Genomic DNA, 638 nt, shown 5'->3' on the forward strand with positions numbered 1-638 from the left:
TGGCGCGCCCGAGAGGAGTCGAACCCCTAACCTTTTGATCCGTAGTCAAACGCTCTATCCAATTGAGCTACGGGCGCATGTTTAAAGTGCCGAGGGCCGGACTCGAACCGGCACGGAGGAACCCTCCGCAGGATTTTAAGTCCTGTGCGTCTGCCAATTCCGCCACCCCGGCAAGCTGAATTAGTTGATTTAGTAGTTATGGAGCGGAAGACGGGATTCGAACCCGCGACCCCCACCTTGGCAAGGTGATGTTCTACCACTGAACTACTTCCGCGTTTAATCTAAATGGTGCGGGTGAAGGGACTTGAACCCCCACGTCATAAAGACACTAGATCCTAAGTCTAGCGCGTCTGCCAATTCCGCCACACCCGCATAGATTAAATACGCACAGTATTAAAATGAAATGGTGAGCCATGAAGGACTCGAACCTTCGACCCTCTGATTAAAAGTCAGATGCTCTACCAACTGAGCTAATGGCTCTAAAATGGTGCCGGCCAGAGGACTTGAACCCCCAACCTACTGATTACAAGTCAGTTGCTCTACCAATTGAGCTAGACCGGCTAAATGGTGGAGGATGACGGGCTCGAACCGCCGACCCTCTGCTTGTAAGGCAGATGCTCTCCCAGCTGAGCTAATCC

Annotated in this window: 6 tRNA genes; all 6 read right to left on the reverse strand. The window is 52.2% G+C overall.

Features of this window, described 5'->3' with window-relative positions:
* The 6 genes from AB1K91_RS19950 to AB1K91_RS19975 all read right to left on the reverse strand — a co-directional run bounded on the left by AB1K91_RS19950 (position 1) and on the right by AB1K91_RS19975 (position 561).
* Positions 1-77 (reverse strand) — tRNA-Arg (locus tag AB1K91_RS19950).
* A 10-nt stretch (positions 78-87) separates the two neighbouring features.
* Positions 88-172, reverse strand: a tRNA-Leu gene (locus AB1K91_RS19955).
* Positions 173-199: 27 nt separating this feature from the next.
* Positions 200-274, reverse strand: a tRNA-Gly gene (locus tag AB1K91_RS19960).
* A gap of 12 nt (positions 275-286) precedes the next feature.
* A tRNA-Leu gene (locus AB1K91_RS19965) sits at positions 287-372 on the reverse strand.
* A gap of 32 nt (positions 373-404) precedes the next feature.
* A tRNA-Lys gene (locus AB1K91_RS19970) sits at positions 405-480 on the reverse strand.
* Positions 481-485: 5 nt separating this feature from the next.
* Positions 486-561, reverse strand: a tRNA-Thr gene (locus tag AB1K91_RS19975).
* Between the last annotated feature and the right edge of the window lie 77 nt (positions 562-638).

This window comes from Terribacillus jepli (assembly GCF_047228925.1).
In the GTDB taxonomy this organism is placed as follows: domain Bacteria; phylum Bacillota; class Bacilli; order Bacillales; family Amphibacillaceae; genus Terribacillus.